The organism is Variovorax raffinosi (assembly GCF_051216615.1).
Lineage (GTDB): Bacteria > Pseudomonadota > Gammaproteobacteria > Burkholderiales > Burkholderiaceae_C > Variovorax.
Map to the genome: position 1 here is coordinate 115,804 of NZ_JBPJZR010000015.1, position 26,221 is coordinate 142,024.

Genomic DNA, 26,221 nt, shown 5'->3' on the forward strand with positions numbered 1-26,221 from the left:
CGAAACAGCCAAAAGGCCCGCCCCGTGCGGGCCTTTTGCTTTTTGGCGGCGGGATAATCCCGGCCATGATCAAGCTGTTCGTCGGCCTCGGAAACCCGGGCCCAGAGTACGAAGCCACGCGGCACAACGCGGGCTTCTGGTGGATCGACGCCCTCGCGCGCGACTGGAAACTCAACCTCGTGCCCGAGCGCGGCTACCACGGCCTTGCGGCGCGCGCCAACATCGGTGGCCAGAGCATCTGGCTGCTGGAGCCGCAGACCTTCATGAACCTGTCGGGCAAGTCGGTGGCGGCGCTTGCGCGCTTCTTCAAGATCGCGCCCGAAGAAATCCTCGTGGTGCACGACGAACTCGATGTGGTGCCCGGCCAGGCCAAGCTCAAGTTCGGCGGCAGCCATGCCGGCCACAACGGCCTGCGCGACATCCATGCACAGCTCGGCACCGGCGACTACTGGCGGCTGCGCCTGGGCATCGGGCATCCGGGTGTGAAGTCGGAGGTCGTCAACTGGGTGCTCAAGAAGCCGCTGAAGGAACAACGTGAACTGATCGAGGACGCCATCGTCCGCACGCTGCACGCCACGCCGGCGCTCGTGGCTGGCGAGATGGAAAAAGCGACCTTGCTGATTCACACGAGCAAACCGCCACGGCCCAAACCGCCGCGGCGGGAGCCCGGCGAAGAGGGCACGCCTGCCGCCACCTAGCCGGCAACGGGAGCGCAGGGAGGGAGAGAAATAAAAAATGAGAAAGAGAAGAGCAAGAGCGGGGAATGCCTGGATCGCTATATTTTCAATAGCGTCCTGTGCTTATTCCCTGGACGTTTCCGCGCAGACATGGCGATGCGGCAACGCCTATTCCGATCGCCCCTGCGAAGGCGGCAAGACGGTGAAGGTGGATGACAACCGCAGCGACCAGGACCGGCGTGCCGCCGACGCCGGCACGCGCAGCGCCAGAACCCAGGCCGACCAGTTGGAGCGCAGCCGGTTGTCCCAGGAGAAAGCGGCCCACGACAGGGACCGCGAGGCCGCACGGGAAGCAAGAAGCGCCGCCATGGCCGAAAGACGTCTCGCCCTGGCCGAGCAGAAATCGCGGGAGCACGCGAGCAAGGCGGCCCGCGAGCCGCGCAAGTCCAGCATGAGTTTCAGCAGCAACAGTGCGCCGGGCGCCGATGCGCCGGAGCGCAAGAAGAAGAAAAAGAAGCCGAAGTTCGCCGGCTCAGACGCCGGCTGAAGCCGTCGTCACCTTGATCGCCGTGAGGCGCTGGTACTTCTGCATCAGCGTCTCGCGGCTTTCCACGTGCTCGGGGTTCAGGGGAATGCAGGCGACGGGGCAGATCTGCACGCACTGGGGCTCGTCGAAGTGGCCCACGCATTCGGTGCACTTGTGCGGATCGATTTCGTAGTAATCGGCGCCCATGTAGATCGCATCGTTCGGGCACTCGGGCTCGCAGACATCGCAGTTGATGCATTCGTCGGTGATCATGAGGGCCATCCCCCGATTATCGACGGGTCGGGCGCCGGGCCACTTCGGGCCGTCCGGAGCCCCCGACCGCATCAGGGCGGCACGCCGGTTAGTGACAAAGGTCTCACAAGCGGCACGCTTGTTGCAGGAGTCAGTTATGCTGCGCCCCGCCCCATGAGTCTGTTTTTATTCAAGCGCCTCGCCACGTTGATCGGCACGCTGATCGGCGCCTCCGTCATCGTTTTCCTCGTCCTGGAAATCCTGCCCGGCAACGCCGCGCAGATGCTCATGGGCCCGGATGCGTCGCCTGAAGCCGTGGCCGCACTCGCCACCAAGCTGGGCCTCGATCAGCCCGCATGGACACGCTACTGGCACTGGATCGGCGGCCTGCTCACCGGCAACCTCGGTGACAGCTATGCCTACAGCTCGCCGGTGCTCGACCTGATCCTCGAACGCCTCGCGCTCACCGTGCCGCTCGCACTGCTGGCCATGGCCATCACCATCGTGATTGCGCTTCTCGTGGGCGTGACTGCCGCCGCACGTCACAACAAGCTGGGCGACGTCGGCCTGATGAGCATGGCGCAGGTAGGCATCGCCATTCCCAATTTCTGGTTCGCGATTCTTCTGATCCTCGTGTTCTCGGTGCAGCTGCAGTGGTTCTCCGCCGGCGGCTTCGAGGGTTGGGGCGAAGGCTTCTTCGCGGGCATCAAGTCGCTGCTGCTGCCGGCCTTGTCGCTGGCCGTTGTGCAGGCCGCGATCCTTGCGCGCATCACGCGCTCGGCGGTGCTCGAAGTGATGCGCGAAGACTTCGTGCGCACCGCGCGCGCCAAGGGTGTGTCGCAGCGCATGGTGCTTTGGACCCACGTGCTGCGCAACGCAATGATCCCGGTCATCACCGTGATGGGCATGCAGTTCTCCGAACTGCTCGCCGGCACCATCGTGGTGGAAAACGTGTTCTACCTGCCGGGCTTGGGCCGCTTGATCTTCCAGGCCATCAGCAACCGCGACCTGATCGTGGTGCGCAACTGCGTGATGCTGCTTGCGGCGCTCGTGGTCATCGTGAACTTCGTGGTCGACGTGCTCTACGCAGTGATTGATCCCCGTATCAAGGCCAGCGACATATGAGCAGCACCATCACAGCTCCGAGCGCCGCCGCGCTCAAGGTACCGGGCTTCTGGCGACGTGCATCGCAGCACCGCAGCTTCGTCATCGGCGGCGTGCTGACGCTGCTCCTGCTGCTCGCAGCCGCCGTCTCGCTGGTCTGGACACCGTGGTCGCCCTACGAGATGGACATGGCCAACAAGCTGAAGCCACCGACCGGCTCGCACTGGCTGGGCACCGACACCTACGGGCGCGATGTCGCCTCGCTGCTGCTCGTGGGCGCACGCGCCTCGATTCTTGTCGGCGTGATCGCGGTCGGCATCGGCCTCGTCGTCGGCACCGCATTGGGCCTGCTGGCCGCTGCAAAGCGCGGCTGGGTCGAAGAAGCCATCATGCGGCTGACCGACTTCTCGCTGGCCTTCCCCGCGATCCTGTCGGCCATCATGCTCACGGCCGTGTTCGGCGCCGGCATCGTCAACGCGATCATCGCGATCGGCATCTACAACATCCCGACCTTCGCGCGCATCACGCGCGCCTCGGCCAATGCCATCTGGTCGCGCGAGTACGTGGCGGCCTCGCGCGCCTGCGGCAAAGGCTCGTTCGCGATCACGATGCAGCACGTGCTGCCGAACATCTCGGCCGTGCTGATCGTGCAGATCACGATCCGCTTCGCCATCGCCATCCTGGCCGAAGCCGCCCTCTCCTACCTCGGCCTGGGCACGCAACCACCGCAGCCTTCATGGGGCCGCATGCTCAGCGAAGCGCAGACCATGATGTTCCAGGCGCCCTTGCTCGCGGTGTTCCCGGGCATGGCCATCGCGATGGCCGTGCTGGGGCTGAACCTGCTGGGCGACGGCCTGCGCGACCTGCTCGATCCTCGCCTTGCCCGCGCTCGCTAAGCGCCATGCCTCTCCTCCAAGTCAACAACCTCCATATCGGCCTGCAGACGCAGCGCGGCCCGGCGCAGGCCGTGCGCGGTGTTTCGTTCTCGCTGGAGCGCGGCGAAACGCTGGGCATCGTCGGCGAATCGGGCTGCGGCAAGTCGATCACCGTGATGTCGCTGATGGGCCTGCTGCCCTCGACCGCAGACGTCACTGGCAGCATCAGGTTCGACGACACCGAGCTTGTCGGCCGCGACGAAAAATCCATGTGCCAGATCCGCGGCAACCGCATCGGCATGATCTTCCAGGAGCCGATGACGGCACTGAACCCGGTGCACACCATCGCGCGCCAGGTCGGTGAGCCACTGCGCCTGCATCGCGGCCTGTCGAACGCGCAGGCACGCAAGGAAGTGCTCGCGCTACTCGACCGCGTGGGCATTCCCGACGCGGCGTCGCGCCTGGACGCGTACCCGCACCAGTTCTCGGGCGGCCAGCGCCAGCGCATCGGCATCGCGATGGCCCTCGCCTGCGGCCCCGACCTGCTGATTGCCGACGAGCCGACGACCGCGCTCGACGTGACGATCCAGAAGCAGATCCTCGAACTCATTCAGAGCCTCGTGGCCGAGCGCGGCATGGCGCTGATCCTGATCTCGCACGACCTGGGCGTGATCGCGCAGACCGTCTCGAAGATGCTCGTGATGTACGGCGGCAGCGTGGTCGAGAGCGGCCCGACCGAGGTGGTGTTCGCGCGCCGCGCGCACCCCTACACCCAGGGCCTGTTCGCCGCGCGCCCCGCCATCGGCGCGCCGCGCGGCCTGCGCCTGGCCACCATCAGGGGCAGCGTGCCCGAGCTGGTCGACCTGCCACCGGGCTGCCCCTTCGCGGGCCGCTGCAGCTACACCATCGACGCCTGCCAGACCACGCGGCCACCGGCCACGATGCTGCCGCAGGACCATGCGGTGCGTTGCATCCGCCTTGAAGAAATCGCGGCCGAAGGCCTCGCCATCGCACCATGAGCGAGCCCACTTCTTCCGCGCCACTGTTGGCCGTCACCGATCTCGTGCGGCACTACGCGATGCCGCGTGAAAAGCTCTTCGGCCCGCCGCCGACCGTGAAGGCGCTCAACGGCGTGAGCTTCAAGGTCGAGGCTGGCAAAAGCGTCGGCATCGTCGGTGAATCGGGTTCCGGCAAGTCGACCATCGCGCGCCTCGTGATGGCACTGGACACGCCGACCTCGGGCACCGTTGCGCTCGAAGGCCGCAACCTGCACACGCTGTCGAAGGCCGAGTTGCGCACTGCGCGGCGCGACTTCCAGATGGTCTTTCAAGACCCGTACGGTTCACTCGACCCGCGCCAGACCGTGGCACGCATCGTCGCCGAGCCGCTTGAAGCGCTGGCCGAAACCAGCCGCGCCGTGCAGCGCGAACGCGCCGCCGAGACGCTTGCCGCCGTCGGCCTTCGCACCACCGACATGGACAAGTACCCGCACGAGTTCTCGGGCGGCCAGCGCCAGCGCATCGCGATTGCGCGCGCACTGATCACGCGGCCTAAGCTGATCGTGGCCGACGAACCCGTGAGCGCACTCGATGTGTCCGTGCAAGCCCAGGTGCTCAATCTCATGCAGGACCTGCAGCAGCAGTTCGGCATCAGCTACCTGCTCATCAGCCACGACCTCGCGGTGGTCAACCACCTGTGCGACGACGTGTGCGTGGTGTGGCAAGGCAAGATCGTCGAGCAAGGTCCGCCCGGCGAACTGTTCCGCCACGCGCAGCATCCGTACACGCGCACGCTGCTCGACGCGGTGCCGCGCACGCCCACTGGCGGTACGCTGTTGCCGGTCTGAAAGCGAACCGGGTCTTTCCGGGGCACCTGCTCTTGTGGGGATTCTTGGCGCTGCTGTTCAGGGCGACACTCACGCCGACACGGTGCTCTTTTTCGCGAATGTCCCCCGCTTCGCTCCTCCTTTATTTCGCGAAAAAGAGCCCCGTATCGACGTGAGCGCTCAGAGCACTTGTTGATCAGCGAAAACCAGCGACGCGTCCATGTGCGAATGGCACCAGGTGCTCCCCGCAGCGAAATAAAGGAGGAGCGAAGCGGGGGACATTCGCGGAGGGGAGCTCCTGGTGTCATTCGCACTCGCCCCGAATGAACCCCGCGAACAAAAAACAAGGATGAGTACGTCATAAGCATCTGGTTGCGCAAAAGCCCCTCCCTCGCGGATGATGCTTGCCCCCAGTTCAGAGAACACCGCTTCATGCTCAAACGACGCACCCTGCTCGCCACCAGCGCCGCTGCCCTGACACCGCTGGTGCTGCCAACCCTGGCGCTGGCGCAGAGAAAAAAGGACGCGCTGATACTGGGGCTCACGCTGGAGCCCACCGGCCTCGACCCCACCGCCAAGGCCGGCGCCGAAATCTCCGAAGTCGTGCTCTACAACATCTTCGAGACGCTCACCAAGATCAACTCCGACGGCAACGTCACGCCGCTGCTGGCCGAGAGCTGGGAAATCTCGCCCGACCTCAAGACCTACACCTTCAAGCTCAAGCGCGGCGTGAAGTTCCAGAACGGCGAGCCCTTCAGCGCCGGCACCGTCAAGTTCTCGTTCGACCGTGCGGCCGCACCCGACAGCACCAACAAGGACAAGCGCACCTTCACCAACCTCGCGACGCAGGTGCTCGATGAACACACGGTGGTGCTGATCAGCAAGGAGATCGAGCCCGACCTGCTGTTCCTGCTCGGCCAGTCCTCGGCCATCCTGGTCGAGCCCAAGACCGTCGAGACCAACGCCACCAAGCCAGTCGGCACCGGCCCCTACCGGCTCGACAGCTGGGCCAAGGGCTCGGGCATCGTGCTTGCCAAGTGGGACGGCTTTCGCAACGCCGAGGCCGTGCAGATCCGCAAGGCCAGCTTCCGCTTCATCTCGGAGCCTGCCGCGCAGACCACCGCGCTGCTGTCGGGCGACATCGACCTGTTCCCGCATGCCTCGGTGTCGCGGAGTCTTCCGCAGTTCCAGAACGACAAGCGCTTCCAGGTGGTGTTCAACGCCTCGCGCGGCAAGACCATCCTCGCGATCAACAACAGGCGCAAGCCGCTCGACGACGTGCGCGTGCGCCGCGCCATCTCCGCCGCCATCGACCGCAAGGCCGTGATCGAAGCCGCCGTGGACGGCCGTGGCGTGGCCATCGGCAGCCACTATGTGCCAGGCGCACCGGGCTACATCGACACCACCGGCATCAACCCCTACAACGTCGAGAAGGCGAAGCAGCTGCTGGCCGAGGCCGGCGTGAAGACGCCGCTCGAACTCGAGCTCGTGCTGCCGCCTCCGCCCTACGCGCGGCAAGGCGGCGAACTCATCGCCGCGCAACTGGCCAAGGTGGGCATCGTCGCGAAGATCCAGAACGTCGAATGGGCGCAATGGATGAGCGGCACCTATGGCAACAAGAACTACGACCTCTCGCTGATCCTGCACGTCGAGCCCTTCGACCTCGTGAACTACACCAAGCCCGAGTACTACTGGGGCTACCAGTCGGCCAAGTTCAACGACGCGTTCAACAAGGCACGCAACAGCGCGCGCAGCGCCGACCGCCTGCGCTACCTCGGCGATGCGCAGCGCATCCTGGCCGAGGACGCGGCCAACGTCTTCCTGTTCCAGCCGCAGTTCATCACGGTGGCGGCGCGCAACCTGCGCGGCCTCTGGAAAGACACGCCGATCTTCGTGAACGACATCGCCGCGCTGTCCTGGGCCTGACAAGGTCCGGCAGGGCCAGCCCCGGGCCGCGCCTACGGGAACGTCCCGAGGAAAAACCGCCTTCGCGAGCACTCGCCCGCGTGCCTGCTGCGAGAGAATGACCGGCTGCGCACGTGGCATCTTTCGTGCTGCGTGTCCGTTCTTTCGCGGTGTCGCGCCTCCCTTCGGGGCACGGCGCACGCCGAAGCAGTCATTCGACCCTGGCTTGTTTTTCCGGAGATCACACGTATGTTGAACCGCCGCACCCTCCTCACCACCGCTGGCGCCACCGTTGCGCTGGCCACCCCGCTCGCCGGCATGGCGCAGGGCAGGAAGGACGCCATCGTGATCGGCATGGCGCTCGAACCACCGGGGCTCGACCCGACCACCGGCGCGGCCGCCGCGATTGCCGAGGTCGTGCAATACAACATCCTGGAGACGCTCACCAAGATCAACGCCGACGGCAGCGTCACGCCGCTGCTGGCCGAGAGCTGGGAAATCTCCCCCGACCTCAAGACCTACACCTTCAAGCTCAAGCGCGGCGTGAAGTACCAGAACGGCGAGCCCTTCAACGCTGCGGCCGTCAAGTTCTCGTTCGACCGCGCCGGCGGCGACAAGAGCACCAACAAGGACAAGCGCACCTTCGCGAACCTCGCGACGCAGGTGATCGACGACTACACCGTCGTCGTCATCAACAAGGAGATCGACCCCGACCTGCCCTTCGTGCTGGGCCAGGCCACGGCGGTGATCGTGGAACCGAAGAGCGCCGAGACCAACGCCAACAAGCCGGTCGGCACCGGCCCCTACAAGCTGGACAGCTGGGCCAAGGGCTCGTCGCTCACGCTGAGCAAGTGGGATGGCTTCCGCAGCCCTGCCACCGCGAAGATCAACAAGGTCACCTTCCGCTTCATCTCCGACACGGCCGCGCAGGCCGCCGCGCTGATGGCGGGCGACGTGGACGTGTTCACGCGCATCGGCACGCGCGTGGTGCCGCAGTTCAAGATGAACCCGCAGTTCCAGGTCATCCTGGCGGGCTCGCGCGCCAAGACCATCCTGTCGATCAACAACCGCAAGAAGCCGCTGGACGACGTGCGCGTGCGCCGCGCGATCCTTGCGGCCATCGACCGCAAGGCTGTGATCGAAGGCGCGGCCGACGGCTTCGGCGTGCCCATCGGCAGCCACTACGTGCCGGGCGCGGCGGGCTATGTCGACACCACCGGCATCAACCCCTTCGACGTCGAGAAGGCCAAGAAGCTGCTTGCCGAAGCCGGTGTGAAGACGCCGCTCGAACTCACCATGACGCTGCCGCCACCACCTTACGCACGCCAGGGCGGCGAAGTGATCGTGGCCGAACTTGCCAAGATCGGCATCGTCGTGAAGGTGCAGAACGTCGAATGGGCGCAGTGGCTCAGCGGCACCTACGGCAACAAGGACTATGACCTGTCGATCGTGTCGCACGTCGAGCCCTTCGACCTCGGCAACTACGCCAAGTCGGACTATTACTGGGGCTACCAGTCGAAGCCCTTCAATACGCTGTTCGACAAGATCAAGTCCACCGGCAACGCCGCCGAGCGCAACAAGCTGCTAGGTGACGCGCAGAAGATGCTGGCCACCGACGCGGCCAACGGCTTCCTGTACCAGCCGCAGTTCCCGACCATCGCGAAGAAGAACGTCAAGGGCCTCTGGAAAGACAACCCGATCTTCGTGAACGACCTGTCGGCACTGTCCTGGGGATGAGCGCCACAGTGTCCGATGCACATCTGCTGAGCGACCTGTCCGCGCAGGAACTCGCCACCGCCTACCGCGACAGGAAGCTCTCGCCGGTCGAGGTCACGCAGGCCGTGATCGCGCAGATCGAACGCTGGGAGCCGCACCTGCAGGCCACCTGGCTCTTCCGGCCCGAGGCGGCGCTCGCGCAGGCACGCGCGTCGGAGGCGCGCTGGCAGCGCGGCGATGCGCTCGGCCCGCTCGACGGCGTGCCGACCACCATCAAGGAAAACATCGCCACGCGCGGTGACCCGTTGCCTGCAGGCACCGCCGCCGTCGACCTGAAGCCTGCGGCAGCCGACGCACCGCCGGCCGCGCGCCTGAAGGAAGCCGGCGCGGTGATCGTGAGCAAGACCACCATGCCCGACTACGGCATGTTGTCGTCGGGCCTGTCCAGCTTCCACACGCTGGCGCGCAATCCGTGGGACCTGAGCCGGACACCGGGCGGCTCCAGCGCGGGTGCTGGTGCTGCAGCGGCCGCTGGCTACGGCCCGCTGCACCTGGGCACCGATATCGGTGGCTCGCTGCGGCTGCCCGCCAGTTGGTGCGGCATCTTCACGCTCAAGCCGAGCCTGGGGCGCATTCCGATCGACCCGCCCTACATGGGCCGTGCGGCGGGGCCGATGACGCGCAGCGTGGGCGATGCCGCGCTGATGATGCAGGCACTGTCGAAGCCCGATGCGCGGGACAGCATGAGCCTGCCGGCGCAGGACATCGACTGGGCCGGCTTCGATGTATCGCCCGATCACTTGCGCGGGCTGCGTATCGGGCTGCTGGTCGATGCAGGCTGTGGCCTTGCGGTCGAACCCGAGATACAGACGGCTGTCGAGCATGCGGCCCGCCTGTTCGAGAAAGCCGGTGCCATCATCGAGACGATGCAGCCCTTCATGTCGCAAGCCATGCTCGACGGCATGGACCACCTGTGGCGCATGCGCTCGCTGGTGGACATGAAGGCCCTGCGACCTGACCAGCGTGCCAAGGTGCTTCCCTACATCCGCGAATGGGCGGAGAGCGCGGCCGAGTTCAGCGGCGAGCATGTGTTCCGCGGGTTCAGCCAGTTCCACGCAACGCGCGTGGCGGCCGTGCAGGCATGTGCGCGCTTCGACTATGTGATCTCGCCGGTGTCGCCGAACATGCCTGCCGCAGCGGAGGCACCTTCGCCGACGAACGATCCGTTGCGGCCGCTGGAGCACATCGGGTTCACGGTGCCGTTCAACATGTCAGAGCAGCCTGCTGCTTCGGTCAACTGCGGGTATTCGGCGGGCGGCCTTCCCATCGGCCTGCAGATTGCCGGACAGCGTTTCGACGATCTCGGCGTGCTGCGCGTGTCGCGTGCGTTCGAGCAGATACGTGAATTGCAACGGCCCTGGCCGGTGGTGCCTGGACGCTGAGGGTCGGGTCATTCAGGGCGACGCTCGCGCCGACACGGTGCTCTTTTTCGCGAATGTCCCCCGCTTCGCTCCTCCTTTATTTCGCGAAAAAGAGCCCCGTATCGACGTGAGCGCTCAGAGCGGTCGTTGATCGGCCGCAAGCGCAGAGCGTGCCCCTGTGCGAATGGCACCAGGTGCTCCCCGCAGCGAAATAAAGGAGGAGCGAAGCGGGGGACATTCGCGGAGGGGAGCACCTGGTGTCATTCGCACTCGCCCTGAACAAAAGCCCCGCCAATGAAAAGAGGCGTCACACAAGGTGCGTAGCCAGCAGTTCCCTGGCACGCGTCACGAACGCCGTCTCCCCCCTGCGCCCGGGCAAGAACTGAAACGCCACCTTGGGCAACGCCGGCAAGCCGTGCGGTGCCGCCAAGCGAACCACGCCCTCGGACACTGCGGACTCGTTCAGACAAGCGATCCCCAACCCCGCAGCCAGCGCCGACTGCAACCCCGCCACCCCCGACGCCACATGCGCCAGCACATACGGCACACGCCGCCGCCGCAACAGCGCCACGGTGAACTGGTGCAGCGAACAGGTGTCGGGCAAGGCCAGCAGGCGCACCGGCTCGCCGCGCACCAGCCGCATGCCGGTGGCACCCAGCCACACCAGCGATTCGCGCCGAATGACGGCGGCACGCGCCTGCGCCGGGGAAGCACCGGCAATGTTCATCGCCAACCCCACGTCGAAATCCCCTCGCGCATAGGCGCCCCGCAGTTCATCGCTCTTCAGGATGCTCACGTGCAGCCGCACCTGCGGATAGCTTTCTCCCAGGCGCCCTAGCAGCCGCGTGAGATCGCCGGGTCGGAAGTAGTCGGTCACCGCGAGGCGCAATTCGCCCTGCAGCGTCTCGCCATGCAGATCCCGGAATGCTTCGTCGCTGAGCGCCAGGATGCGCCGTGCATACGCCAGCAGCCGCGTGCCCGCCTCGGTGGGCGCCACGCCCGCCTTGCTGCGCGTGAGCAGCGACTGCCCCGCCCGCTCCTCGAGCTTGCGTATCTGCTCGCTGACCGACGACTGCGACAGGAACACGCGCGGCGCAGCGGCCGTGAGACTGCCCGCGTCGATGACCGTGGCCAGGGTGCGGAGCTGTTCGAGATCGAAGCCTTGCATGAATCATCCATCCGTTTATCCGATGAATAACATCATATCTTCCCGCTTTTCCGATGACGATGGAATTCCCACAATCACCCCATCGCTCATTCATTTCCTCATCACCACCACCAAAGGAGCCCACCATGCCCCACATCGTCATCCACCTCTCCGGCGAACCCGATGCAGCCCTCACACGCAAGGCCGTCGATGCGGTCGCGGAACTCACGCAGAGCGTGCTCAGCAAGCAACTTCCGGTGATCGCCACCACGGTGCAGTACATCTCCGCCGACGCCTGGTTCATCGGCGGCCAGTCGCTGGCCTCGCTCGGCAAGTCGGCCTTTCACCTGGACATCAGCATCACCGACGAGACCAACACCAAGGCCGAGAAGGCGCGCTACCTGCGCGAAGTGCATGCGGCCATGGCGAAGCTGCGGCCGAACCTGCACGAGGTGTCGTACATCCACGTGATCGATGCGCGCGGCGCCGCCTACGGCTACGGCGGCAAGACGCAGGAATACCGCCACCAGCAAGCCGGGGTTTGAAGCATCGCCGGGGGCATGGCACCATGCGCCATGCCCTCCGGAAACCCCACGAACATCGCTGCGCCAGCCGCCGACAGCCTCGGCAATCCGCTCACCCTCGACGACATCGCCAGCCTGCCGCTGGTCGACGACTTCGTCATGGGCTTCATCTCGACCGAAGCGCGGGCCGTCAACCTGCTGGCAGTGGCGCAGACCGATGCAAGCCCGATCGTGCAGGCCTACTGCGCCACGCTGCACCTGTTCGCCGAATCGCGCGAAGCCGTCGCCAACGCACGGCCGTTTCTCGACAAGGCCAGGGCCGGCGCTGCGCGCGCGACACCGCGCGAGCAACGCTACATCGCGGCCATCGAGGCCTGGGCCGATGGCGACATCGCACGCGCCATCGCGCTGCATGCCGAACAGGCCCGCGAGCATCCGCGCGACCTGGTGTCGGTCAAGCTCGGGCAGTACCACTGCTTCAACACCGGCGATTGCCCGGGCATGCTGCGACTGGCGTTGGCCGTGCTGCCTTGGGCGGCCGACGTGCCTTACGTGCACGGCATGACGGCCTTCGGCTACGAGCAGTGCCATCTGATGCGCGAGGCCGAAGCGAGCGCACGCCGCGCGATCTCGATGTGCCGCAAGGAACCGTGGGCGCATCACGCATTGGCGCACGTGATGCTCACCGAAGGCCGGCTCGCCGAAGGACTGGCGTTCATGCAAAGCGTGAGCGACACCTGGACCGGGCTCAACTCCTTCATGGTCACGCACAACTGGTGGCACGTGGCGCTGTTCCTCATCGACCTGGGCCGCGATGCCGAAGCGCTCGCGGTGTACGACGAACACGCCTGGGGCGTGGTCAAGGACTATTCGCAGGACCAGATCGGCGCGGTATCGCTGCTGGCGCGCCTGGAGCTGGCGGGCATCGACGTGGGCTCGCGCTGGAACGATGTGGCGGGCTACCTGCTGCAGCGACAGGCCGATCACGTGCTTCCCTTTCTCGATCTGCAATACCTCTACGGGCTCGCGCGCGCCGGTCGGCCCGAGGCTGGCACGCTGCTGCACAACATCGAAGCCTTCGCGCCCGGCGCACCGCCGTCGACGCGGGCAGCGTGGCAACGCGTCTGCGTGCCTGCGGCGCATGGGCTCGTGGCACACGCGCGTGGCGACTTCGCGGGGGCCATCGAAGGCCTGGGCGTGGCCTTGCCACGGCTGATCGAGATCGGCGGCAGCCACGCGCAGCGCGATCTGTTCGAACAGGTGTTCCTCGATGCGCTGGTGCGCAGCGGCACCGAGTCGACGCTCGCTGCCGCGCAAGGCATCCTGCAGCAGCAGCTCAACGGCCAGCCCGAGTCGCTGCGCCTGCGTCGGCAGACGGGCGCTGTCTATGCGCGGCTGGGGCTCGGCCAGCTTCCCCAAGGCTGAGGAAGCGCGGCGCTCAGTCCTTCTTCTTCAGATGCCGCGTCTGGTCGTAGGTCGGCTGGGGCGGCAGGCCGGTCATGTGCCGCGTGTCGGCCCAGTCGACGATCTCGATCGCCTCGGGCTTGGCCGGGTCGGCAATGCGGATGCGGTTGAAGCCCGCGTTGGGAATGTCGCTCTGGCGCGGCCCGCTCAGGCTCAGCCCCTTGGCGGTACGCCACACCATGTCGAGCACGCCGCCGTGCGTGACCACGATCAGGTGCTGCCCCGTGTGCGCGGCGGCGATGCCACCCAGCGCCGCGATGATGCGCGCATGGAACTCGCGCGCCGTCTCGCCCTCGGGCATGGCGTGGTCTTCGCGGAACTCCAGCCATTCTTCCCAGGCGCGCGGATGCAGGCTCTGGATTTCGTCGGAGCGCATGCCTTCGACAACGCCGAAGAACTGCTCGCGCAGGGCCGCCGAGGTCACCACCGGCAGCGACAGCTGCTGCGCGGCGGGCGCGGCGGTCTGTTGCGCGCGCATCAGGTCGCTGCTGATCAGGTGCTGCGCTGCAGTCTCGCTGGCGAGCCGCAAGCCGATGCGGCGTGCCTGCTCATGGCCGATGTCGTTGAGCGGTACATCGGCATGCCCCTGGAAGCGCAGTTCGCGGTTCCAGGCGGTCTCGCCGTGGCGGATGAGGATGATGTCGGTGGTGGTGTCGGGTTTGGGCGTTGGCATTGCCACCCATTTTCCACCCTGCACATGACGCTCAGGCCCTGGCGTTGACGCTTTGTTGCAAGGCCACCACCGCATCGACCGGCAGCAGGCCCACGCCCAGGCGCACCGGCGAAGGCGTGAACAGCGCCAGCACCCACGCAATGACGAAGCCGCCGACGATGGCGCAGACCACCACCACGGCCGTGTACGCAACGGCCTTGTCGACCGGGCACTTCATCAGCACCGGCAGGCCGGTGTAGAGCAGGTAGATGCCGTACAGCGCCACCAGCGCGCCGATGACCGCCAGCGAAGGCAGCAGGCTGAAGACGCCGCCGACGAATGCCGCGGTGCTTGCATAGGCCGAGAGCTTGAGCGCGCCGATCTGGCTCTTGGTGCCCTCGAAGGTCGGCGCCATCGCATCGATGATCAGCGCGAGCACGAACACCATCACCAGCGAGAGCACATAGCCCACCACCATGTTCGCCAGCCCTGCGGCCAGCGGCACGCGAAAGCTCACGCCAAAGGCGCCGATGCCGATCAGCGACAGGCCGATGAAGCTGGCCACCGCCGGGATCAGCGCCAGGATCATCACGTAGTTCTTGTAGAGCGATGCGGCATCGGCCGGCTCGGCATCGATCTCGGGCCAGGTGGCCTTGGGCTTGAGCAGGATGGCCTGCACGCGTTCAACCAGATTCATTTTCTTGTCCTCGACATGGATCGCAAAGGCACGCGCGATACGCCGCGCGGCGCCGGAAAGTATGTCGACGGCAACCCGTGTTGACTGCTGGTCATGAAGCCTATGCCGTTACGCCGATGGCCCCGATCGCGCAGAATCCGTCCCCATGCCAAATCTTGTCCTGCTGCCCGGCCTCGCCTGCGACGAGCGCCTGTGGGAAGCCCAGCTCCCCGCCCTTCCCTCCGCCTTCCAGGCCCGCGTGAGCGATGCGCAGACGCGCAACGACACCATCGAAGCCATGGCCGCCGCCGTGCTGCGCGAACACGACGGCCCGCTGGTGCTGTGCGGCGCGTCGATGGGCGGCATGGTCGCGATGGAAGCGGCACGGCAGGCGCCCGAGCGCGTCGCCGGCCTTGCACTGCTGGGCACCAGCGCGCGGCCCGAGACACCCGACATGTTCACGCTGCGCGAAGGCGCCATCGAATACTTCGAGCGCGGCGAACTGCGCGACGTGATCGAGCCGAACGTGTACTTCGCCTTTCACCCCACGCAGGCGGCCGACCCGGTGCTGGTGCAGCGCTACCTGGACATCGTGCTCGGTGCCGGCGCGGCCCAGCTCATCAGCCAGAACCGCGCGGTGATGCGGCGGCCCGATGCGCGCCTGCACCTGCCGTCGCTGCGCGCGCCGGTGCTGCTGATGTGCGGCGACGACGACCGCCTGGCCCCGCCCGAATGCACGCGCGAGATGGCGGCGCTGCTGCCGCAGGCCGAAGTCGTGTGGGTGCCGCAGTGCGGCCACATGCTGACGATGGAAAAGCCCGAGTTCGTCAACGCGGCGCTGAACGGCTGGCTGGCGAAGCAGTTCCCTTCTTCGGCCGCCTGATACGGTTCATCAGTGCAGTTGGCCGCCGGTCTCGGCGATGTCCTGCTTCACCTTGAGCGCGGTAGTCACCGCGATGCGCAGCGCCTGCACCATGGTGTCGAGCGACATGCTCGGCGAGCCCGGGAATCTGGCCGCCTGTTCGGGCAGGTACGGGATGTGGATGAAGCCGCCGCGCAGCCCCGCCACCGGGTGCGTGGCGATGCGGTGCATGAGGCCGTAGAAGATGTGGTTGCAGACGAAGGTGCCCGCGCTGTTCGACACGGAAGCCGGCACGCCGGCGGCGCGCAGCTCGCGCGCGATGGCCTTGATCGGCAATGTCGAGAAATACGCGGCCGGCGCACCGGGCACCACTGGCACATCGATCGGCTGGCGGCCCGCGTTGTCGGCCACGCGGCCGTCGTCGATGTTGATGGCGATGCGCTCTACGGCAATCTCCGCGCGGCCGCCAGCCTGGCCGATGCACAGCACGAGGCGCGGCTTCAGCTCGTCCATCGCGTGCACCAGCGTGTCGATGGCATCGCCGAACACGCAGGGCACCTGCCGCGCATGCACGACGGCCCGGCCGACCTGCCAGCCGTCGAGCGCGCGCACGGCCTCCCATGAGGGGTTGACCGCTTCCTGCTCGAACGGATCGAAGCCGGTGAGCAGGATGTGCGTCGACGGGGAAGACGGCGATGACTTCGGCTGGGGCATGGGCAACCTTCGGCGTGATGCCCGAAGGTACCGCAACGAGGCCTTGCCGGCAGCCCCTACTTCTTTGGCGCAAGGTCGAGCGGGTTGGCCGGCAGGTCGCTGCGCACGGGCTCGGGCTTCCGCTCGATCTTGCAGCCCAGGTCCTTGAACGGTCCGGCCTGCTTGATCCAGTCGGGGCTGAATGCCTGCTGCGAGCACACTTCCTTGCCGCTTTCCTTGTTCTTGAACAGGTAAAAACCTCCAATGGGCTGAGCCATTGCGGCACCGCACAACGTGACGCCGAGGACGATAGCGAGAGAGCTTGATTTCATGATCATGGTCCTCATGGATTACGGTGCAGGCGGCGTCGCCAGGGTGTTTGCCAACGCAACAATCAAGTTGCGAGTCTGCGCCACGATGGAATCGCGATAGCCCTCAAAGGTCTCATCAGTGATCTTGTCATCGCTGCCGGCACCGAAGTTGGTCATGACGGGCGTGTGGATATGTCCGGCCGGGATCTGAAGCCTGAAAACATCGCGCAACTGGGTATTGCGATAGGCGCTCTCGTTGGACAAATAGCTTTGGCCGCCGCCCCAGTACGCACAGTTTTTCTCCAGAGGGCCCAGAGGGTTCTTGACGCAGTCCCGTACCGAATAGGAGTCATGCTGCACGACCGCCCACCCTCCTGTCTTGTTGGTGTCCCGGTTGATGACACCCACACCGGTGTTGGCGTCTATCAACTTCTTGAAAGGCAAAGTGGATTGCGTGAACTGCGCTGGCAGTTCCTTGACCCATGGTTTGGGCGCATACCCCAGCCATCGTTCCGGCGGAAAGATGTCGCATTCAAGTGCAGCCGGATAGGAACCACCATCGGCGCATGACGGGAATACGTTGTCGTTTCCAGGTATTCCATACATGTGATAGCGGCCGTTGAAATGCTCCAGGTCGAATTCGCCACCCCCCTGGCTCACGCTGACGGACGCATCGACACGCTTGGTACCGGGCTTGAACCAGGGACCCAGCGTGTCTTCCTGCATGCCTTGCATGAACGGGCCGTAGTTGACAGGCAGGATGAAAGTGCGGATCACAGCCGTGGTGCCATCGGGCAAAGCCACGATGTTGCCGTCCAGCGAAAGAATGGTCGCTCCCGAGGGATTGCCGATGCGAATGCTGGGGTCGTCGTTCTCGCCCGGCGTGCCCAGCGTGAACGGATCGAAGCCACTCACCAAGATGCGCTTGTACTTCGGCCCTTCGGGAAAATCGATCGCGTACTGCCCGCGCGAAGCCCGCTCGAACTCGTTCTGCAGCGCCGCGCGCTGGTCGTCCGTCAACGGAAAGTCGGGCTTCCACTGGCGCAGCGCCAGCGTCATCGTGAGGCGGGCCCAATAGAGCATGCGGTCGTCGCTCTTGGGCAGCGTGCCTTGCACGGCGCGGCCCTGCACACGGTCCAGTGCTGCCTGCCAGAGCTTCTGGCCTTCGGTGCGAAGCAGCTTCACGGTGTCGTCGTAGGTGGAAGCACCTGCCAGGCTGTTGCTGCACAGCTTGGCGGCGAAGTCGGGGCCGAACTTGTCGAAGCCGCTGGCCTGCAGCAGTTGCTGCGAGAAGCTCAACGCATCGCTGCTCGACAGCTTGTTGGGCAGGCGTTGCTCTTCGTAGGACGCGGCCACTGTCGTGTCCATCGCGCACTTGGCCTGGATCGCAGGCGGTGCTGGCGGAACGACGGCCGGCGGCGGCGCGGGTGGCGGTGTCGCGCCCCCACCGGCTGCTGCAGCGGCTGCAGCCGCATTCGCCGCCGCGATGGCCGCGAGCGCCGCCGCGTCGTTCCCGTTGCCGCTCCCGCCTCCGCAGCTCGCGAGCACCAGCGCGCAGACGCCGAGCGCGACACCTGTTTTCAGCCGTCGTGCAGTGATCGTACGTTTCATCTTTTCCCTTCCCGGATGGGTGACATGAAGGCCGTGGTGCACACCCCTGGCATGACTTCTGCAGGCACTGATGCAACTCGGTGTCTTCAGCAATCGGCATCGAAAGGGCGGGTTGCACCTCTGTGTCTGTATGACGGCTTTATGAAAACATGGCGCCTCAGTTGCTGTCGAACGAGTTTTTGTTGGCGAGCCGATAACAAAAATTCGCGAGGCGCCTGAACGCAGGGAGATATTCACCAGTGAACACAAGATTCCTCGAGACACTCGTCATGCTCGATCGGCTCAAGAGCTTTCGCGAGACCGCGCAGATGCTGTGCACCACCCAGGCCGCCGTTTCCAAGCGCATCGAAGCGCTGGAAGAAGAGCTGGGCGTGCAGCTTGTCGACCGCACGCAGCGGGCGCTCAAGCTCACGATCATCGGAGAGCAGGTGGTGTGCCAGGCCGAGCAAATGCTCGCGCTGGAGAAGCAACTGAAGCTGTCGGTGCACCCCGATGCGCCGCCTTCGGGCCGGGTGCGCATCGGCGTCATCGAAACGGTGGTGCACACCTGGCTGACGCCGCTGATCCACATGCTGAGCGAGCGGCTGCCGGCCATCGAGCCCGACATCACCGTCGACACGGCGCACAACCTGCGCGAGCAGTTCAAGCACCGCAAGTTCGACATGCTGATCCAGAACGACGACATCGCGGACGTGGCCTGCAACGACGGCGCGACCGTCACGCCGCTGTGCCGCTTTCCGATGCTGTGGATCGCGCGCCCGGCGGTACTGCCCAAGGCGCGGAGCTTGCGGCTCGAAGACCTGGAGCGCGTGCCTGTGCTCACCTTCTCCCGCACCTCGGGGCCGCGCGCGCATGTCAGGGCGCTGTTCGCGGGGCGGGCCACGGAGCCGCGCGTGTGCAGCTTTCCGTCGGTGCAGTCGATCATCCAGCTCACGAAGGGCGGCTTCGGCGTGGCGGCGATTCCGCCGATCTTCGTGCGCGAGGAACTGGCCGAGGGTTACCTCGAAATCCGCGAAGGGCCTGCGCTGCCGCCGATGGTGATCACCGTGGCCCATGCGCGCGACACGGCACCCGCCGTGCATGCGGTCGCCAAGCTCACGCGGGCCATCGTGGCCGACTACTGCGCAGAGGCAGGGGAAGAATGGGTCAGCGCGCTGTCGCCCGCGCCGCTGTCATGAAGGCCGCGAACAACGAACCGACTCAGGCGCGGACCGCAATGCCCTCGGCCTGCAGCCGCTCACGGATGCGGCGCGCAAAGGCCAGCGCATGGGCACCGTCGCCATGCAGGCACACGGTCTGCGCATTGACGGCCACGGTGCTGCCGTCGATGGCGGTCACGCGGTGGTCGCGCACCAGCGAGAGCGTCTGCGCGATCGACTGCTCTTCGCTCTCGATGAGCGCGCCGGGCTGGCTGCGCGGCACCAGGCTGCCGTCGGGCATGTAACCGCGGTCGGCGAACACTTCCTCCACGGGCGTGAGGCCCGCGCGGCGCGCGGCGTCGATCATGTTGCTGCCGGCCAGGCCGAAGAACTTGAGCGAAGGATCGAAGCGGCGCACCGCCTCGCACAGCGCATCGGCGAGTTCGGGCTCCTTCACCGCCTGGTTGTAGAGCTGGCCATGCGCCTTGACGTGCGCGAGCGTGCCGCCCTCGGCCTTGACGATCGCGGCCAGCGCGCCGACCTGGTAGAGCACGTTGGCCACGATCTCGTCGGGCGGCAGATGCATGGTGCTGCGGCCGAAGTTCTCGCGGTCCGGAAAGCTCGGATGCGCGCCGATGGCCACGCCGTGCTGGATGGCCCAGCGCACGCACTGCTGCATGGTCCTGGCGTCGCCCGCGTGCCAGCCGCAGGCGATGTTGGCGGAGCTCACGAGGCCGAGCAGTGCTTCGTCGCTGCCGGCGCCTTCGCCGAGGTCGGCATTGAGGTCGATGTGCATGGGGAGGTTCCTTCTTCTGCGGCGGCCCTCTCGCCGTCTGCTCGCACAGTCTATGCCGCGCCCGGCCAGCCTGCAGCCGCCAGCCCCTGTGCCACCTGCTGCAGGTAGCGTTGCTGGTCGGCCCATGCGGCGAGCGATTGCGCCATGTCGACCTGCACCAGCCGCAGCTTGCCGTTGAGCGGCGCCTGCGCCAGCTTCCAGAGGTCGGCGCGGATCACCACGCCGATGCGCGGATAGCCGCCGGTGGTCTGCGCATCGCCCATCAGGATGATCGGCAGGCCCGAGGGCGGCACCTGGATCGTGCCGGGGATCACGCCCGACGAGAGCATGTCGCCGCCGCGCCTGCGCTTGAGTTCGGCCCCCGCAAGGCGGCTGCCCATGCGGTTGCTTTGCGGCGTGATGCGCCAGCGCTCGCCCCAGAGCAGATCGCGCGCGGCCAGCGTGAACTGCTCGAACTCGGGGCCGGGCAGCACGCGCAGGCTGATGGCCGCGTCAGCTTCTTCGGTGCCCCAGTCGGGTCCGCGCAGGCCGAAGGGACGGCGTGTGCGCTGTGCGGCATCGAGCCGCGACGCACCGAGCGGAAGCCGGTCGCCCTTGCGCAGCGCGCGGCCCTGGTGGCCGCCGAAGCTGGCTTTCAGGTCGGTGCTGCGCGAGCCGAGGATCGGGGGCACGTCGATGCCGCCCGCCACCGCAAGCCAACTGCGCAGGCCGGCCTTCTTGCGGCCCGCTGCATTGGCGCCCGTGAGCCTGAGCGTCTGCCCAGCATTCACCGGCACGCTCCAGCAGGGCCAGAGCGGCACGCCGTCGATCGTGGCGCTGAAGTCGTCGCCGGTCAGCGCGATGCGCGTGTCGACCTCGAAGCGCAGCTCGCAGCCGCCCATGGTCAGTTCAAGGCCGGCCGCGCCATCCACGTTACCCACGAGCCGGTTGGCCAGCGTGAGCGAGAGCACGTCGAGCGCACCACCCGGGCAGATGCCGAGCTGGCGATGGCCATGCCGCCCCAGGTCCTGCACCGACGCGAGCACGCCGGGTTTCTGGATGACGATCATGTCTGCACGCTCTCGACGACGAAGCGCACCCGGTCGCCGGGCCGCAGCAGGGTGGGCGATTCTGCCGTCGGGTCGAACAGCGACAGCGGCGTACGGCCGATCAGTTGCCAGCCGCCCGGCGACACCAGCGGATAGATGCCGGTCTGCTCGCCGCCGATGCCGACAGAGCTTGCGGGCACGGCCGTGCGCGGTTCGGCACGGCGCGGCGTGGCGAGTTCGGGCGCCAGGCCGCCCATGAAGGCAAAGCCGGGCAGAAAGCCCAGCAGGTAGACCACGTACTCGCCTGCGCTGTGGCGCCGCACGACCTCGGCCGGCGTGAGGCCGGTGTGGGCCGCGACGTCGGCCAGGTCGGGTCCGTACTCGCCGCCGTAGGCCACGGGAATCTCGATCCGCCGCCCTTCCACTGCGCCTTCGCCAAGTTTCGGCCAGGCATCGAGCACCTGTGCCGTGAGCGTGTCGAGATCGATCGCGGTCGGGTCGAAGGTCAGCGTGAGGTTGTTCATGCCCGGCAGCACTTCGCCGACACCGGGCCAGCGTTGCGCCTGCGTGGCCAGGGCCCAGATCTTCTGCTGCTGCGCTAGCGTGGCGGGCGCGGGCAGCTCGCACAACAACGCTGCATCGCCCAGAAGATGCAGTCGCGGCGGGGGTGAGCCGCTCATCGCGGCTTATTCACGGCCGAGGCTGCGGACCTTGGCCGCGAGTTGCTGCTCCACGTTCGGCGAGACGAACTTGTTGACCTCGCCGCCGAGCATCGCGATCTCGCGCACGAAGGTGCTGGAGATGAACTGGTACTTGTCGCTGGGCGTGAGAAACACGGTCTCGACATCGGGCATCAGCGAGCGGTTCATGCCCGCGAGCTGGAACTCGTAGTCGAAGTCGGTCACGGCGCGCAGGCCGCGCACCATGGCCTTGCCGCCGCGCGCGACGACGAAGTCGCGCAGCAGGCCGGAGAAGCTCTCGACCGTGACCTGGTCGCTGTACGGCTTGACCGCATCGCGCGCCATGTCCATGCGTTCGGACAGCGTGAAGAGCGCCTTCTTGTGGTGGCCGGCCGCAACAGCGACGATCACCTTGGAGAAAAGCTGGGTTGCGCGCCGCACCACGTCCTCGTGACCGAGGGTGATGGGGTCGAATGTGCCGGGATAAACCGCGATCACGTTGCTGGCCATGGTTGCTTCTTCCTCATGCAGCCGATGCGGCTTGTTCGGCGGATTATGCAGTCAGGTCCGCGGCAAGCCGCAGCAGGTGGGCATGCACGGCGCCGGCTTTCAGGTAACGGAAACCGACGAGGCCGAAGGCGGCGAGTTCTTCGTCCGTCCAGCGGCGCGGCGCTTCGAGGTACACGGCACCGCCGGCACGCAGCGCGCGTGCGGCTGCGCGCAGGGACGGTTCGTAGAGCGCGACGCTTTCGAAGGGCGGATCGAGGAAGACGGCGTGCAAGCTGCCGGCCGTCACGCGCTCGAGCGCCGTGACGCCGTTGCCGCGTTCGATGCGCACGGCGTCGGCGGACAGCTTGGTCTTTGCGGCCTGCAGTTGCGCGACCAGTGCGGCGTCTTGTTCGCACAGCACCACGTTGGCGGCGCCACGCGACGCGGCTTCCAGGCCGAGCGCGCCGGTGCCCGCGAAGGCATCGATGCAATGCCAGCCCGGCAGTTCGCCACCGCCGACGCCGGCCAGGCTCGCGAGCCAGTTGAACAGGGTTTCGCGCACGCGGTCGGGCGTGGGGCGCAGGCCGGGCTTGTCGGCCACGGCAAGGCGGGTGCGCTTCCATTGGCCGCCGATGATGCGCACCTCGTTGGGCGGCTTCGACGAACGCTTGGCGGGAGCGGGGCGGGAGGGGGCTGCGGCTTTCTTCTGGGGCATGCGGCGAGCTTAACGCCGCCGCGAGAGTCAAAGCCCGGTGAAGGCGCGCCGGGCCAACATGGCGGCCAGCACGAGCATGGTGCCGCCGATCAGCGCGTCGAGCATCTGCCAGGCCCGCGGACGCGCGAACACCGGCGCGAGCAGCCTTGCGCCATAGCCCAGCGCGGTGAACCACAGCGCGCTCGCCACCGAGGCGCCCGCCACGAACCAGACCTTGAGCAAGCCCGCGTACTGCGCGCCCGCGCTGCCCACCAGCAGCACCGTGTCGAGGTAGACGTGCGGGTTCAGCAGCGTGAAGCCGGCCGCCTGCGCCACGACGGCAGCGCGCGAAAGCGATGTGCCCTGCGCCGTCGCCTGCAGCGCGCCGGGCTGGCGCGAGCGCCACAGCGCCTTCAGGCCGTAGGCGCACAGGAACGCCGCGCCGAACCCCGCAAGCGCCGTGGCGAGCATCGGCCGCCCCTTCAGCGCCTGCGCCATGCCGGCCACGCCGGCACCGATCAGCACCGCGTCGCTGGCGGCGCAGAACAGCACCACGGCGCTCACATGCTCGCGCCGCAACCCCTGGCGCAGCACGTAGGCGTTCTGGGCGCCGATGGCGACGATAAGCACCAGGCTCATGAAGAGTCCGTTGAGGAAGGCGGTGGTGGCGAGTTCGGCTGACATGGTGTGAGCTTGCCGCCCGCCTTTGATTCAATCAAACTAAACTTTCTAACTTCAATTCAGTTTTACTTCATCCCATGCTCGACTACGCCGCCCTCAACGCCCTGGCCGCCGTGGTCCGCGAAGGCAGCTTCGAGCGCGCGGCCCGCGCGCTCAACGTCACGCCTTCGGCGGTGTCGCAGCGCGTGAAGGCGCTGGAAGAGCGCACCGGCGGCGCGCTGCTGGTGCGCGGCCAGCCCTGCGTGGCCACGGAAGCGGGGCTGCATCTGTGCCGGCACGTGGAGCGCGTGGGCATGCTCGAACACGAGCTGCGCGACACCCTGCCCGCCCTCGGCATGGGCGGCGGCGAAGCGGGCGAACGCGTCACGGTGCGGGTGGCCGTCAATGCCGACAGCCTTGCGACGTGGTTCATTGCGGCTGCAGCAGCCTTCGCGACCCAGGAAGAAGGCGCCCTGCTCGACCTCTCGGTGGACGACCAGGACCACACGGCCGAGCGGCTGCGCAGCGGCGCGGTGCTGGCCGCCGTGACCGCGCTGGCCCAGCCGGTGGCCGGCTGCAACAGCGAGGCACTGGGCACGACGCATTACGTGGCGGCCGCGAGCCCCGGCTTCGTGCGGCGGTATTTCGACAAAGGCGTGGGCGCGCGCACGCTGGCGAATGCGCCCAGCCTCGTGTTCGACCGCAAGGACCGCCTGCAGGCGCGCTGGGTGCGCCGCATCTGCCACCGCAATGTCGAGACGCCCCGGCACTGGGTGCCCTCGCCGAGCGCTTTCGTCGACGCGGCGTGCGCGGGGATGGGCTGGGGCATGCATCCGGCCAGCATGGTGGCCGATGCGATCCGCGAAGGAAGACTGGTGGAACTGGTGCCCGGCTCGACGCTGCCGGTGCCGCTCTACTGGCAGCAGGCGCGCGCGGCGCCGCAGTTGCTCAAGAAACTCGGAGCGGCGGTGCGTGCAGCCGCCACCAGCGGACCGCACGCACTGGCCTGACGGCGCCTACAAGGCGTGAAGAAACCGTAGCGAGCGCCCCGAGCTTGCACCGAGGACCGGAGCCGTACTCCGTACGGTGAGGACCGCAGGTGCGAGATCGGGGCGCGCAGTAGGTTTATTCATGCCTTGTTACTTGCCGCCCACCACCACTGTCACCATCCGCGCCGGCTGCAGCTTGCGCTCGAAGGCCGCCTTGACCTCGGCCGCCGTGACCGCATTCATGCGCGCGGTCCAGGTGTCGAGATAGTCCAGCGGCAGGTCGTGCCAGGCGATGTTGGCGACATTGCCGATCAGCTTGCGGTTGCTGTCCAGCAGCAGCGGAAAACCCCCGATCAGGTTGTCCTTGGCCGCCTTCAGCTCGCTGGCGGTCGGGCCCTCGGCCACGAACTTCGCCAGCACTTCACGCGACACCTTGATGGCTTCTTCGGCCTGGTCGGGCCGGGTCTGGAAGCCGATGCGGAACGCGCCCGCTTCGAGCCCCGGTGCAAAGCCGCTGTAGATGCTGTAGGTGAGCCCGCGCTTTTCGCGCACTTCATTGGTCAAGCGCGAGACAAAGCCGCCACCGCCCAGCACGTAGTTGCCCAGCGTGAGTGCGAAGTGGTCCGGGTCCTTGCGCGGATAGCCCGGCTGGCCGATGAAGACATGCGCCTGCGCCGAGTCGAACGGAATGCGCTCGTCCTTCGGTGCCGTCAACGCGGCCACCGGCGCGATCGCCGGCAGCGGCGTGCAGGTGTCGGTTGCGGGCAGGCGCGACAGCAGCGCGGTGGCCATGGTCTCGGCTTCGGCGCGCGTGACGGCGCCCACGATGCTCAGCTTGGCGCGGCACGGCACCATGAGCTGCTGGTAGCGCTGGCGCATGGCGGCGGTGTCGATGCGCGCCAGCGTGGCCTCGGTGACCTCCTGGCCGTAGGGATGCACGCCGTACACCGCCTGGGCGAACGCGCGGCCCGCGACGGTCGCGGGCTTGGTGTTGGCCTCCTTGATGGCGGCGTTGATGCGTTCGCGTTCCCGCTGCCACACGTCGTCGGGGAAGGCCGGCTCGCCGATCTCGCGCGAGGCCAGCGTCACCGCCTTGTTCAGCAGCGCCGGGTCGGACAGCGTGCGCAGCGAATAGCTGGTGCGGTCGGAGCCCGCGCTCACGTCGAAGCTGGCGCCCAGATCGGCCCAGGCTTCGCCCAGCGCGTTCTGGTCGAGCGCGGGCTCGCCGTTCTTGCCGGCGCGCACGCCCTTCTCGACCATGGCCGCCGTGGTGCTGGCCAGGCCCGCCTGCGGCGCGGGGTCGCGGCGGCTGCCGGCGTCGAAGTCGACCTGCACGTCGACGATGGGCAACGCGTTGGTCGACACCAGGTAGATCTGGGCGCCGTTGGCCAGCGTCCAGTGCTGGATGGGCAGCGCGGCCTGCGCGCTGGTCATGCCAAAAATCGCCGTAACGCCCGTGAACAGGGCGCACTGCGCTATCCTTTTAAGAGTAATCATGAAATCGG

The 26,221-nt window shown here is 67.0% G+C and carries 28 protein-coding genes; 14 read left to right on the forward strand and 14 right to left on the reverse strand.

What is annotated here, in order from left to right; genetic code table 11:
- The first annotated feature begins 65 nt into the window (after positions 1-65).
- Positions 66-698, forward strand: coding sequence for an aminoacyl-tRNA hydrolase (gene pth, locus ACSFB7_RS32305; protein WP_435476417.1), 633 nt, complete (start codon positions 66-68; stop codon positions 696-698).
- A gap of 181 nt (positions 699-879) precedes the next feature.
- Positions 880-1,224 carry a hypothetical protein gene (locus tag ACSFB7_RS32310; protein WP_435476418.1) on the forward strand — a complete coding sequence of 115 codons (345 nt, stop codon included), beginning with the start codon at positions 880-882 and terminating at the stop codon, positions 1,222-1,224.
- On the opposite strand, the gene ACSFB7_RS32315 is transcribed toward ACSFB7_RS32310, so the two are convergent.
- Positions 1,210-1,485, reverse strand: coding sequence for a YfhL family 4Fe-4S dicluster ferredoxin (locus tag ACSFB7_RS32315; RefSeq protein WP_435476419.1), 276 nt, complete (start codon positions 1,483-1,485; stop codon positions 1,210-1,212). The genes ACSFB7_RS32310 and ACSFB7_RS32315 overlap by 15 nt on opposite strands.
- A gap of 144 nt (positions 1,486-1,629) precedes the next feature.
- Here ACSFB7_RS32315 and ACSFB7_RS32320 point away from each other — a divergent pair, with 144 nt between their 5' ends.
- The 7 genes from ACSFB7_RS32320 to ACSFB7_RS32350 all read left to right on the forward strand — a co-directional run bounded on the left by ACSFB7_RS32320 (position 1,630) and on the right by ACSFB7_RS32350 (position 10,322).
- Positions 1,630-2,580: an ABC transporter permease gene (locus tag ACSFB7_RS32320; RefSeq protein WP_435476420.1), complete on the forward strand. Its 951-nt coding sequence runs from the start codon at positions 1,630-1,632 to the stop codon at positions 2,578-2,580.
- Positions 2,577-3,455 carry an ABC transporter permease gene (locus ACSFB7_RS32325; RefSeq protein WP_435476421.1) on the forward strand — a complete coding sequence of 293 codons (879 nt, stop codon included), beginning with the start codon at positions 2,577-2,579 and terminating at the stop codon, positions 3,453-3,455. The genes ACSFB7_RS32320 and ACSFB7_RS32325 overlap by 4 nt, the downstream gene beginning before the upstream one ends.
- A 5-nt stretch (positions 3,456-3,460) precedes the next feature.
- Positions 3,461-4,453, forward strand: coding sequence for an ABC transporter ATP-binding protein (locus tag ACSFB7_RS32330; protein ID WP_435476422.1), 993 nt, complete (start codon positions 3,461-3,463; stop codon positions 4,451-4,453).
- Positions 4,450-5,280: an ATP-binding cassette domain-containing protein gene (locus ACSFB7_RS32335; protein ID WP_435476423.1), complete on the forward strand. Its 831-nt coding sequence runs from the start codon at positions 4,450-4,452 to the stop codon at positions 5,278-5,280. Before ACSFB7_RS32330 ends, ACSFB7_RS32335 begins: the two co-directional genes overlap by 4 nt.
- Positions 5,281-5,691: 411 nt before the next feature.
- Positions 5,692-7,185 carry an ABC transporter substrate-binding protein gene (locus ACSFB7_RS32340; protein ID WP_435476424.1) on the forward strand — a complete coding sequence of 498 codons (1,494 nt, stop codon included), beginning with the start codon at positions 5,692-5,694 and terminating at the stop codon, positions 7,183-7,185.
- Between the two features lie 228 nt (positions 7,186-7,413).
- Positions 7,414-8,901 (forward strand): ABC transporter substrate-binding protein, encoded by a 1,488-nt coding sequence (locus ACSFB7_RS32345; RefSeq protein WP_435476425.1) that lies wholly within the window; start codon positions 7,414-7,416, stop codon positions 8,899-8,901.
- Positions 8,898-10,322, forward strand: a complete 1,425-nt coding sequence (locus ACSFB7_RS32350; RefSeq protein ID WP_435476426.1) for an amidase — start codon at positions 8,898-8,900, stop codon at positions 10,320-10,322. The genes ACSFB7_RS32345 and ACSFB7_RS32350 overlap by 4 nt, the downstream gene beginning before the upstream one ends.
- A gap of 286 nt (positions 10,323-10,608) precedes the next feature.
- On the opposite strand, the gene ACSFB7_RS32355 is transcribed toward ACSFB7_RS32350, so the two are convergent.
- A complete protein-coding gene (locus tag ACSFB7_RS32355) occupies positions 10,609-11,469 on the reverse strand; it encodes a LysR family transcriptional regulator (protein WP_435476427.1) in 861 nt (286 codons plus the stop codon).
- A gap of 125 nt (positions 11,470-11,594) precedes the next feature.
- Here ACSFB7_RS32355 and ACSFB7_RS32360 point away from each other — a divergent pair, with 125 nt between their 5' ends.
- Positions 11,595-11,993, forward strand: a complete 399-nt coding sequence (locus tag ACSFB7_RS32360; RefSeq protein WP_435476428.1) for a tautomerase family protein — start codon at positions 11,595-11,597, stop codon at positions 11,991-11,993.
- A 30-nt stretch (positions 11,994-12,023) separates the two neighbouring features.
- A complete protein-coding gene (locus tag ACSFB7_RS32365; RefSeq protein WP_435476429.1) occupies positions 12,024-13,397 on the forward strand; it encodes a tetratricopeptide repeat protein in 1,374 nt (457 codons plus the stop codon).
- Between the two features lie 13 nt (positions 13,398-13,410).
- On the opposite strand, the gene ACSFB7_RS32370 is transcribed toward ACSFB7_RS32365, so the two are convergent.
- Both ACSFB7_RS32370 and ACSFB7_RS32375 read right to left on the reverse strand, forming a co-directional pair.
- Complete coding sequence (locus tag ACSFB7_RS32370; RefSeq protein ID WP_435476431.1) at positions 13,411-14,109, reverse strand: histidine phosphatase family protein; 699 nt, start codon at positions 14,107-14,109, stop codon at positions 13,411-13,413.
- A 31-nt stretch (positions 14,110-14,140) separates the two neighbouring features.
- The gene (locus ACSFB7_RS32375) at positions 14,141-14,785 is read right to left on the reverse strand and encodes a Yip1 family protein (protein ID WP_435476432.1); all 645 of its coding nucleotides are present in this window, start codon (positions 14,783-14,785) and stop codon (positions 14,141-14,143) included.
- A 145-nt stretch (positions 14,786-14,930) separates the two neighbouring features.
- Here ACSFB7_RS32375 and ACSFB7_RS32380 point away from each other — a divergent pair, with 145 nt between their 5' ends.
- Positions 14,931-15,647, forward strand: a complete 717-nt coding sequence (locus ACSFB7_RS32380) for an alpha/beta fold hydrolase (RefSeq protein ID WP_435476433.1) — start codon at positions 14,931-14,933, stop codon at positions 15,645-15,647.
- A gap of 9 nt (positions 15,648-15,656) precedes the next feature.
- Here the strand turns inward: ACSFB7_RS32380 and pcp are convergent, their stop codons facing one another.
- Genes pcp through ACSFB7_RS32395 form a run of 3 tightly spaced genes read right to left on the reverse strand, consistent with a single transcriptional unit; the run spans position 15,657 to position 18,478 of the window.
- Positions 15,657-16,340, reverse strand: coding sequence for a pyroglutamyl-peptidase I (gene pcp / locus ACSFB7_RS32385; protein ID WP_435476434.1), 684 nt, complete (start codon positions 16,338-16,340; stop codon positions 15,657-15,659).
- Positions 16,341-16,396: 56 nt separating this feature from the next.
- On the reverse strand, positions 16,397-16,651 hold the full coding sequence (locus ACSFB7_RS32390) for a hypothetical protein (RefSeq protein ID WP_435476435.1): 255 nt from the start codon (positions 16,649-16,651) through the stop codon (positions 16,397-16,399).
- Positions 16,652-16,669: 18 nt separating this feature from the next.
- Complete coding sequence (locus tag ACSFB7_RS32395; RefSeq protein WP_435476436.1) at positions 16,670-18,478, reverse strand: hypothetical protein; 1,809 nt, start codon at positions 18,476-18,478, stop codon at positions 16,670-16,672.
- 2 nt (positions 18,479-18,480) lie between these two features.
- On the opposite strand from ACSFB7_RS32395, the gene ACSFB7_RS32400 reads away from it, so the two are divergent.
- Positions 18,481-19,419, forward strand: a complete 939-nt coding sequence (locus ACSFB7_RS32400) for a LysR family transcriptional regulator (RefSeq protein ID WP_435476437.1) — start codon at positions 18,481-18,483, stop codon at positions 19,417-19,419.
- Between the two features lie 22 nt (positions 19,420-19,441).
- On the opposite strand, the gene pxpA is transcribed toward ACSFB7_RS32400, so the two are convergent.
- Genes pxpA through ACSFB7_RS32430 form a run of 6 tightly spaced genes read right to left on the reverse strand, consistent with a single transcriptional unit; the run spans position 19,442 to position 23,751 of the window.
- Positions 19,442-20,176: a 5-oxoprolinase subunit PxpA gene (gene pxpA, locus ACSFB7_RS32405; RefSeq protein WP_435476438.1), complete on the reverse strand. Its 735-nt coding sequence runs from the start codon at positions 20,174-20,176 to the stop codon at positions 19,442-19,444.
- A gap of 50 nt (positions 20,177-20,226) precedes the next feature.
- A complete protein-coding gene (locus ACSFB7_RS32410; protein ID WP_435476439.1) occupies positions 20,227-21,225 on the reverse strand; it encodes a 5-oxoprolinase subunit C family protein in 999 nt (332 codons plus the stop codon).
- A complete protein-coding gene (gene pxpB, locus ACSFB7_RS32415; protein WP_435476440.1) occupies positions 21,222-21,884 on the reverse strand; it encodes a 5-oxoprolinase subunit PxpB in 663 nt (220 codons plus the stop codon). The genes ACSFB7_RS32410 and pxpB overlap by 4 nt, the downstream gene beginning before the upstream one ends.
- A 6-nt stretch (positions 21,885-21,890) precedes the next feature.
- Entirely contained in the window at positions 21,891-22,394 is a 504-nt protein-coding gene (gene coaD, locus ACSFB7_RS32420; RefSeq protein WP_124462819.1) for a pantetheine-phosphate adenylyltransferase, read from the reverse strand.
- Between the two features lie 43 nt (positions 22,395-22,437).
- The gene (locus ACSFB7_RS32425) at positions 22,438-23,088 is read right to left on the reverse strand and encodes an RsmD family RNA methyltransferase (protein ID WP_435476441.1); all 651 of its coding nucleotides are present in this window, start codon (positions 23,086-23,088) and stop codon (positions 22,438-22,440) included.
- Between the two features lie 27 nt (positions 23,089-23,115).
- Positions 23,116-23,751 carry a LysE/ArgO family amino acid transporter gene (locus tag ACSFB7_RS32430; protein WP_435476442.1) on the reverse strand — a complete coding sequence of 212 codons (636 nt, stop codon included), beginning with the start codon at positions 23,749-23,751 and terminating at the stop codon, positions 23,116-23,118.
- A 74-nt stretch (positions 23,752-23,825) separates the two neighbouring features.
- Between ACSFB7_RS32430 and ACSFB7_RS32435 the strand changes: the two genes are divergently transcribed.
- Positions 23,826-24,737 (forward strand): LysR family transcriptional regulator ArgP, encoded by a 912-nt coding sequence (locus ACSFB7_RS32435; RefSeq protein ID WP_435476443.1) that lies wholly within the window; start codon positions 23,826-23,828, stop codon positions 24,735-24,737.
- A 129-nt stretch (positions 24,738-24,866) separates the two neighbouring features.
- Here the strand turns inward: ACSFB7_RS32435 and ACSFB7_RS32440 are convergent, their stop codons facing one another.
- Entirely contained in the window at positions 24,867-26,213 is a 1,347-nt protein-coding gene (locus tag ACSFB7_RS32440) for a M16 family metallopeptidase (RefSeq protein WP_435476444.1), read from the reverse strand.
- Positions 26,214-26,221: the final 8 nt, after the last annotated feature.

Bases quoted from the DNA above. Each gene is read 5' to 3' on its own strand.
- pth (WP_435476417.1), top strand. From the start codon at position 66: ATGATCAAGCTGTTCGTCGGCCTCGGAAACCCGGGCCCAGAGTACGAA.
- ACSFB7_RS32315 (WP_435476419.1), bottom strand. From the start codon at position 1,485: ATGGCCCTCATGATCACCGACGAATGCATCAACTGCGATGTCTGCGAG.
- ACSFB7_RS32320 (WP_435476420.1), top strand. From the start codon at position 1,630: ATGAGTCTGTTTTTATTCAAGCGCCTCGCCACGTTGATCGGCACGCTG.
- ACSFB7_RS32325 (WP_435476421.1), top strand. From the start codon at position 2,577: ATGAGCAGCACCATCACAGCTCCGAGCGCCGCCGCGCTCAAGGTACCG.
- ACSFB7_RS32330 (WP_435476422.1), top strand. From the start codon at position 3,461: ATGCCTCTCCTCCAAGTCAACAACCTCCATATCGGCCTGCAGACGCAG.
- ACSFB7_RS32335 (WP_435476423.1), top strand. From the start codon at position 4,450: ATGAGCGAGCCCACTTCTTCCGCGCCACTGTTGGCCGTCACCGATCTC.
- ACSFB7_RS32340 (WP_435476424.1), top strand. From the start codon at position 5,692: ATGCTCAAACGACGCACCCTGCTCGCCACCAGCGCCGCTGCCCTGACA.
- ACSFB7_RS32345 (WP_435476425.1), top strand. From the start codon at position 7,414: ATGTTGAACCGCCGCACCCTCCTCACCACCGCTGGCGCCACCGTTGCG.
- ACSFB7_RS32350 (WP_435476426.1), top strand. From the start codon at position 8,898: ATGAGCGCCACAGTGTCCGATGCACATCTGCTGAGCGACCTGTCCGCG.
- ACSFB7_RS32355 (WP_435476427.1), bottom strand. From the start codon at position 11,469: ATGCAAGGCTTCGATCTCGAACAGCTCCGCACCCTGGCCACGGTCATC.
- ACSFB7_RS32360 (WP_435476428.1), top strand. From the start codon at position 11,595: ATGCCCCACATCGTCATCCACCTCTCCGGCGAACCCGATGCAGCCCTC.
- ACSFB7_RS32365 (WP_435476429.1), top strand. From the start codon at position 12,024: ATGCCCTCCGGAAACCCCACGAACATCGCTGCGCCAGCCGCCGACAGC.
- ACSFB7_RS32370 (WP_435476431.1), bottom strand. From the start codon at position 14,109: ATGCCAACGCCCAAACCCGACACCACCACCGACATCATCCTCATCCGC.
- ACSFB7_RS32375 (WP_435476432.1), bottom strand. From the start codon at position 14,785: ATGAATCTGGTTGAACGCGTGCAGGCCATCCTGCTCAAGCCCAAGGCC.
- ACSFB7_RS32380 (WP_435476433.1), top strand. From the start codon at position 14,931: ATGCCAAATCTTGTCCTGCTGCCCGGCCTCGCCTGCGACGAGCGCCTG.
- pcp (WP_435476434.1), bottom strand. From the start codon at position 16,340: ATGCCCCAGCCGAAGTCATCGCCGTCTTCCCCGTCGACGCACATCCTG.
- ACSFB7_RS32390 (WP_435476435.1), bottom strand. From the start codon at position 16,651: ATGAAATCAAGCTCTCTCGCTATCGTCCTCGGCGTCACGTTGTGCGGT.
- pxpA (WP_435476438.1), bottom strand. From the start codon at position 20,176: ATGCACATCGACCTCAATGCCGACCTCGGCGAAGGCGCCGGCAGCGAC.
- ACSFB7_RS32410 (WP_435476439.1), bottom strand. From the start codon at position 21,225: ATGATCGTCATCCAGAAACCCGGCGTGCTCGCGTCGGTGCAGGACCTG.
- pxpB (WP_435476440.1), bottom strand. From the start codon at position 21,884: ATGAGCGGCTCACCCCCGCCGCGACTGCATCTTCTGGGCGATGCAGCG.
- coaD (WP_124462819.1), bottom strand. From the start codon at position 22,394: ATGGCCAGCAACGTGATCGCGGTTTATCCCGGCACATTCGACCCCATC.
- ACSFB7_RS32425 (WP_435476441.1), bottom strand. From the start codon at position 23,088: ATGCCCCAGAAGAAAGCCGCAGCCCCCTCCCGCCCCGCTCCCGCCAAG.
- ACSFB7_RS32430 (WP_435476442.1), bottom strand. From the start codon at position 23,751: ATGTCAGCCGAACTCGCCACCACCGCCTTCCTCAACGGACTCTTCATG.
- ACSFB7_RS32435 (WP_435476443.1), top strand. From the start codon at position 23,826: ATGCTCGACTACGCCGCCCTCAACGCCCTGGCCGCCGTGGTCCGCGAA.
- ACSFB7_RS32440 (WP_435476444.1), bottom strand. From the start codon at position 26,213: ATGATTACTCTTAAAAGGATAGCGCAGTGCGCCCTGTTCACGGGCGTT.